The following is a 7351-nucleotide window of genomic DNA, read 5'->3' on the forward strand; positions in this document are numbered from 1 at the left end:
ATCTCGGATCCGTACGAAACTCCGGTCAACGCCGAGATCGTCGTCGAAACCGAGAACGTCGACGTCGACAACTGCGCCCACCAGGTCCTGCTCAAGCTCGAAAGCATGGGCCTCATCGCCGGCAAGTAAGCCAGAGACCCGCGACAAACGAAAACGCCCCGCTCAATCGAGCGGGGCGTTTTTGCGTTATCAGGGGGCTGTGGGCTTACTTCATGCGGGCCAGCAGGTTGTCCTTCCAATAGAACTGGTGGACCAGCGCCGCGATAATGTTGGCAAGTCAAACTTTGTGCAAGAACCTTGATATGAAGCGTGATAGCGACAAAATAAAATATGTCCAGACAATAGGACGAATTACAAACGCAATGCCATAACGAGCGAGTTCGGCGAAAAAGGCCGTAGCAACGACAAATAGAACGATTGCATCGTGATCGTTCGGAGCGCTCGCAAGTCGAAACCTAATCCAAGCCCAGACACAACCAAGGACATAGCTAGCAAAAAGAACATAGAAGATGCCAAGATCCATATACAAATCGGCAAGGATGCTAGTTCCAAGACCCCAGCTGGTATTCTTCCCAAGAATCGCGTCAGTCAGGATCTCAGCACTGCGAGTTGGCCCAGCATTAGACTTGACAACCAGCGAGCGCAACTTTGGCACAATTCCTAATATAGCATTGGTTGTGAGCTGCCCATAGCTATAACCAATTGTATCAGGAACATAATAAAACGCCGCCCTTGTCGAAGTGGTTGTGTTTGCGAGGGAGGAATCCGCGATACTAGTTTGATTGTTCGGATCAAAAATTTCGGAAATCATGCCTGAGATTGATTTATCTTCAGACTTACGAGCCACTTCAAATCCACTATATGCTGTAAAGGCAATGGTAGCCAGGATAGCAAGGCTAGTAATCCTGACCCGAATATAGAATAAACTCAAAGAAGTGATAATAGAAATTAGTATAAGGAAAAGTGAATTTCGATCACCGATTAAAAATACAGCTAAAATCCAGATTGCACCGACACCCGCACTAACCCAACTAAATGAGTTATTGCAGCGAAGCTTAAAGCCCGCAATAAAAGAAGCAAAAGCCATCATGGTTAAAAGAGTAGCTAAGAAGAAGAACTGATTTACAGTTGCTGATGAAACCTGGTCTAGGCGACTATAACTACCGAAAATCCATCGATCACCTCCAAGACCCAAAAATACAATTATACTGACGACCTGCAGAAAGAGCAACATAGTCGATAAGATTGGTGCAGGTTGAAATTGCCCGAGTCGGGGCATATCGCGAGCTCGAAAAACTGAACTGGTGCCGATGTCGAACCCCACGAAAAATATGGTTGATGCGATAATTGCCTTGTTGCTCATCTCAGGAAAACTATAGCGAAATTTTGACTGCTGAGATAAGTCAATTGCTCCGAATAGAGCTAAATGATAGGGGTACAGCAAAATGACGTATGAAAATATATAAAACAAAAATTCGCCATGGAATTGGGTGGAAATATTTTCGTGTAGTGAGACGGGATTTCTTGCGGTGCGTATTATAATTTCAACGGTTACGACTATGCTTAAGAAAGCAAGCGCCGGACTAAAGCCGTCCGGTGTGAATGCGAATAGCAGCATCAGTAGTAGGGCTAGCGTCGCTCGAGAAGTTTTAATGGAGGCGTGCATAAATTAGAATCTACCCATAAAGGCAAGCTAAACTGGACGAGAAAACGACAGGTTCAGTCGCGACGTATTGGGATTTTTTTGAAACTGCATTTTGAATAATAAAGCGACAATCAAAAGTGACTGTTGCTCGTGTTGCCGTCGCTTGAGCGAAGTCGATCTAGCAAAAACTTGAATATCAAGATTTTCTCCGCAGGAAGTAATGTTCTGATTAATACATTTCGCTCCCATGTGTCTAGTATTTTACGTGGGAGCAACAAAACTGCCGAAGAATAAAGCGCCAAAAGAAAAAATGGGATAATTATCAATGTAAATAAATTATTAAAATGAAATAAAGTTAATATTTCTCTACAAGTATACACGATCAAAGCTGTTAACAATCCGAGCGTTGCCGGACGTCGCACTGAACCTATGATATCAAGAGACGACATTGAAGTTATATTTGATAAAACCGATGCCGATATAATGGAGTTTAGTACCGAAGCGACTAGAAAACCTATAGATGCACCATCGATTTGAGAGATTAAAGATCCAAGGTATACGCATGCCGCTATGAGAGATGTGCAAAGAGCATTAAGCCGAAGTAGGGTTGACTGACGCGCGAGTGCTCGGCCTACAGCACTCAAAGTGTTTTGGAAGAATGATATTGAGAGACCAACTAGAAGACACTGAAATGGAAATATAGTGGCGCCCCAACCAGGGCCGAAAAGTAATCCAATTACATCTTTTGCGCAGACTGCGAGATAGGCAGTCAGCGGTAGCATAAGATATGCAGACATAGTTAACGCGCGCGATACAAAGTAATCAAAGTCAGATGGTGACTGTTGTAGTCGTGAAAGTCGCGGAAAAATAACTGAACGGCCGACTAGAACGAGCAGCGTGTTGACCGGTGTTATTGCAAGAGCATAGGCGCGAGAGTAAAGCCCGAGTGGCACACTTCCGAGTAATGATCCGACTATGAGAGTGTCAACTTGCTTAGCAGAGGTCGTCAAAAATCTATTTCCAGTTCCCAAAATAGCAAATCTTAAAATGTCCGAAGCAGATTCATAAGAACTTTGCTCAATATCTATCATTGACGATCTTACAGATTGGAAATTACGAAAGATTGCGACGATGCCAGATCCTAGCCTGAATATGCCCATCGCAAGCCAAGCCAGGACAAGAGCTAACGAATGCGGGTAAATTGAAGCGGCCACGCATCCAGTGACCATGAAGCCGAAAATATATGAATGTGAATTGTTTTTGGCAATTTCTCTAATGTGCCCCGACCTAATGAGCAGCGCTTCGATGGGTACGAGGACAGCATCGAGAATGATTAACAGTCCCGCCAATTTCAGGTTTTTTGGTAGGTCATTCATATTGACTGTTTTGGCAATCTCATTTGAACTTAAGTATAAGATTCCATACCAAAATAGACTTGAAACCAGCAGAATTGAAAAAGATAATTTAATATGTTTAACGTTAATAGATTTAAGCTGAATGAGAGAATCGCGAATATCCAGCTGGGCAACAAGTGAGAACAGAGTTTGAACTGCGATTGAGAAAGCTACTAAACCAAAATCATCGGGCTGCAATAGTCGAGCTAGCACGGCGAGTGTGATAATTCTTGCAGTTATAGAAAGGGATGAGCTTATTATTATAGAAGCTACATCGCGAGCGGATTTTGCGTTTCTGTCCATCAATTTCTAGCCGATAAATTAAGCTGACAAGCGATCAGTCATTTTTTTGTAAATGTCGAAACACTTGATAACGGAAGACTTTTGAGATTTTTGTGCCTCTCTCTTCAATTCGTCTTCGTGCGGATCCCTTTTGGATCGTTTAGTGGGATTCCAACGATTGATGGATCGATTGATCGCAAATAGATCTACGTCATTGTCCCCAATTACTCTGAAGATTTTATCAGGTTCAGACTTCAAAAATGAAAAATCGAATCCAATAGCATCGACGCTATTGGCCCATTTAAACTTATTTTCGTAGGTTTCCCAAAGAGGACGAAGCCCTTGAGTCCCGTGGAAAACCAAATCAACGCAATCTGCAAGAGGGATAGATGAAAATTTTTTGTGCTGCGGATGATACCATCGATTCCGTAGGTAAATCGCCATAGACAATGCTACGTCAGCTGGATCGCGATAAACAAGCAGTCTGGTGCCCCTCGTGCTCGTGGCCGTATTCAGGTGAGCTGTCGAGAAATATCGATTTCTCTCCTGACTTATATCAAGGTGGCCGCATTCTTGGTCATTGTAATGTCCGACAAACTTGTAGCCATTTCCTTCAAGAATCGCTTTAAGAAGATGTGTACCGGATTTTGGAACAGAATTAGCAAGGATGTTGGGCTGAAGGCGTCCAAACTGTGAGTTAATGGCGAGCTGAATTTTTCTACGGTTGTCTGCAATATACTTTTTCAAGATTAAACCCCTATTTAGCACACCCAATTGCGGCAATATACTGTTCAGCCCATGGGGCTATGTCGTGTTTAGCTTTCGTATATTCTATAATATACTCTGGATCGTGAACTGCCGCAATTGATTGAAGAATAGCAATAGCTAGCTGTTCGGCGTCACCAACATCCACTAACTTTCCAATTTTATGGTTAGTAATAAGTTCACGAGGACCAGAAGGGCAGTCACACGCTACTATTTTCATGCCAAGTGCCATTGCTTCCAACAATGTATTTGGACTACCTTCCCACTTTGAAGATAGCACATATACGTCGGAGCGCTTCATATATTTGTAGGGATTGGACTGAAATTCCATTATTTGGAAGTCATCACCAAAATTCAGTTTATTTCCAAGTGATAGTAGCTGTTCTCTTAATTGCCCCGTACCAAGCAGCAAGAGTCGGATCCTGCGGGTTTTTCTTGCCAACGCAACGGCCGATACCAGGTTTGCAAAATCTTTTTGCATAACCAGCCGTCCAACACCAATAACCACCGGCACATCTGTTTCACAACTAAACCACTCATGGTCTAGCTCTTCTTGCCCTTTGAGTTCAACCGTGTCTACATCGATTGCATTTTTTATCAACGGTATCGATACATCTCGGTAGTCAGTAAATTTGCGCAGGTCTTCTTGGACTGCGGAGCTAAGGGAGATGAAACCATTAGCCCGAGTATAGAGAAACTTCATAAATGGTGCCCATAGCCAGGACTTGCCGCTTGGTCTAGTCGCTCCGATTCTATTTGCTTCTCTAATTACTATCGTATTTCGTAGAAATATTTTCCCCGCTAGAAGGAAAACTCTTATTACATTTTCTTGAGTAGCGAGGATTGGTATGTCACTATTCTGCTTTTGCCATCGATTTAATGAAACAATTTGTTCGTGTAGTGAAGATCCGAGTTCGATAATTTGTAAGTTTTTATGTCTGGTTATATCATAGATTTTAGGGTCTTCGCGAAAAACCAGTACTTGAACAGACCAGCCCTTCCTAACCAGTTCGTTTGCAAGATATGTCATTGCGCGTTGGGCGCCGCCAGTCCCAAAATTTGCAAATGCCAAGGCTATATGGTTTTCAGGCTCAAGCATGTTGTGTTGTATATCCGAAAGCTTGAATCCAGGTTTCTAACTGCTGATATATACTCGACGTATCAGATCCACTCAAGAATGTTGGCCATTCGCGTTTGCCTTTAGCTGCATATTTATCGTCGACGTTTCTGGCGTGAGGGTTGGGTGCAAGGTTTTCAATTGAGTAGGTTTTGAGTACCTTTTGAATCGTCTCTTGGGGGACGGCGTAGCCAAGCTCGGCGAAAAGATTGGTCCAGATAAGACTACTGTTTACGCCTGTGAGGTCTTCAAAATGAACAATCGGTAAGTTGTTTGCGTGTTGCGCCCAACTATCGAGAATTGGAGCGAATTCTTTGATGAATGCATCGGAGCAATAGATGAACGCGTCTCGATCTGACATATTCTGCATTGCGTATCTATGTTCGTCGACACCAGTTGTTGGTCGATGTGTAAATCTTGTAGAGTAATACCAAGAGACCAGCATTGTCCTTGGGTCACGTATCACGAAGAAGCTTTTAACGTTCGGTTTGCCAGCTAGTGACTTTGCGGTTTCATAACTGTCATATGAGGCCAGCAGTATCGTTCTCTTGGATCTTTTATATTTTTTTGCACACTCTTGATCATCGCGCACTGTGGCGTAGGGATATGGTTGTAGACCTGTGTAGCGATAAATTCTTGGATCTGAAAGCACTAGTCGTATCCATTGGCTTCCGGTCTTCCAGGCGCAGCAGTGTATTAAATGTGGTGGGCTATCTGGTTCGTAGGATGTCGGTGTGATGCGGCAAACAGCTCGTCTTATTTGATATTCACGTTCGAATGTAACCATGGGTCTGAGTAAGTCACGCGTTTTTCGTATGAGGCTTGTCAATTCTAATTTTTTCCCGTTTGTTATGGTGTATGTTATGACTTTCTTAGGCAATGCCAATTCTAATTTGAGATACCATCTGCTCCAAATGCAGCTTCGCGGAAAGCATTTGCATTTCGAAATTATCTTTATTCTCTGTCCTGACTGTATCAATCCAATCTTCAAAATTTTCAGTTTTGGATATATTTTTTATTGCTTCAACTATATTTATTGCAATATTCTTCCTATCTTCAAGTTTGATTAGTTGATGGTGTGTCGATGAAAGTGTATCTCTTATGCAGGCGTGGTCGGTTGATATGAGATATGATCCAGTCGCCATCGCTTCAAACAATACGTTTGGTTGAGCTTCAAGTCTATATGTTGAAGGAAATACGAAAATGTCATTTTTGAGATAGAAATCTTCTTTATTGGTTGTGATCGACCCCCAGTAATTTAAGTTGCCGCCTAGTGCTAAAATTAGTTGATCAAGAAGTTTCTGCGATTTTTCATCAGTTGCTGGCCCCGCTATATTGAAATTTATGCTAGAATTATGTGCTGCCAATTGAGTAAATGCGTCACATATTATATCAAAGCCTTTGTCGTCGTTAAGGTTGCTCATGTAGCCTATCGTAAGTGGTCGTGAGGGCCTTTTGGTTGGAATTTCGACGGTGACATCACATGTGGCGGCATTAGAAAGAACTTCAACTTTCGAACTGTCATTAATATTGTCAATGAACATAGTTTTCATGCTGTCAGTTAGGACTATGTGGGTTGCACGTTCGTTTAATAACGAACTGAAGAGTTTGAGGGCAAAATTGCCATTTTTTATATTGATTAAATTTCTGTGGTGGATCCAAATGGGCGCGATGGTAAAAATACGGATTAGTAGTGCATATATTAAATTGTAGAGGATGCCTAAACCTCCATCAGGTACAATATAGATAGATTTTATTTCGTCCCTATAGCGAATAATAGATTTAACATTTTGAACTGTTGTGACTAGTCTCTTTGCATGATAAATCATGCTCCGTGAATGTGCAGAGCCGCTGGTGTTTTGGGTATTGAGCTCTATTACCTTAGTGTTTTCCTCCGCTATCTGACTTGATATTTTTTTGGTGTTCTTGGCGGCGCCATTCAAGGGGGGGGGGAACGGGCCGATAATTAATATCGTCGTTTTCATTTTTAAAATCTTTCTCGCATTTTTGGGGCCAAATTGAATATTCCCATCAATGCCGCGCGGTATCGCCGGTTTTGAGATACCACTGATAGGTCTCTTCCAGCCCGTTGCGCAGATCGACGCTGGCGCGCCAGCCCATATCGGCGAGGCGGCTGACGTCCATCAG

The 7351-nt window shown here is 42.7% G+C and carries 6 protein-coding genes; all 6 read right to left on the reverse strand.

Features of this window, described 5'->3' with window-relative positions; genetic code table 11:
• Positions 1 to 277: 277 nt before the first annotated feature.
• On the reverse strand, positions 278 to 1666 hold the full coding sequence (locus tag HCZ30_RS16400) for an O-antigen polysaccharide polymerase Wzy family protein (RefSeq protein ID WP_217703071.1): 1389 nt from the start codon (positions 1664 to 1666) through the stop codon (positions 278 to 280).
• Between the two features lie 110 nt (positions 1667 to 1776).
• On the reverse strand, positions 1777 to 3342 hold the full coding sequence (locus tag HCZ30_RS16405; protein WP_167639393.1) for an oligosaccharide flippase family protein: 1566 nt from the start codon (positions 3340 to 3342) through the stop codon (positions 1777 to 1779).
• A gap of 18 nt (positions 3343 to 3360) precedes the next feature.
• Positions 3361 to 4068, reverse strand: coding sequence for a hypothetical protein (locus tag HCZ30_RS16410; RefSeq protein WP_167639394.1), 708 nt, complete (start codon positions 4066 to 4068; stop codon positions 3361 to 3363).
• Positions 4069 to 4078: 10 nt separating this feature from the next.
• Complete coding sequence (locus tag HCZ30_RS16415; RefSeq protein ID WP_167639395.1) at positions 4079 to 5185, reverse strand: glycosyltransferase; 1107 nt, start codon at positions 5183 to 5185, stop codon at positions 4079 to 4081.
• Positions 5178 to 5855 carry a sulfotransferase domain-containing protein gene (locus HCZ30_RS16420; protein ID WP_167639396.1) on the reverse strand — a complete coding sequence of 226 codons (678 nt, stop codon included), beginning with the start codon at positions 5853 to 5855 and terminating at the stop codon, positions 5178 to 5180. Before HCZ30_RS16420 ends, HCZ30_RS16415 begins: the two co-directional genes overlap by 8 nt.
• A gap of 220 nt (positions 5856 to 6075) precedes the next feature.
• Positions 6076 to 7188, reverse strand: coding sequence for a glycosyltransferase family 4 protein (locus HCZ30_RS16425; protein ID WP_167639397.1), 1113 nt, complete (start codon positions 7186 to 7188; stop codon positions 6076 to 6078).
• Between the last annotated feature and the right edge of the window lie 163 nt (positions 7189 to 7351).

This window comes from Marivivens donghaensis, assembly GCF_011806565.1.
Classification (GTDB): Bacteria; Pseudomonadota; Alphaproteobacteria; order Rhodobacterales; family Rhodobacteraceae; genus Marivivens; species Marivivens donghaensis_A.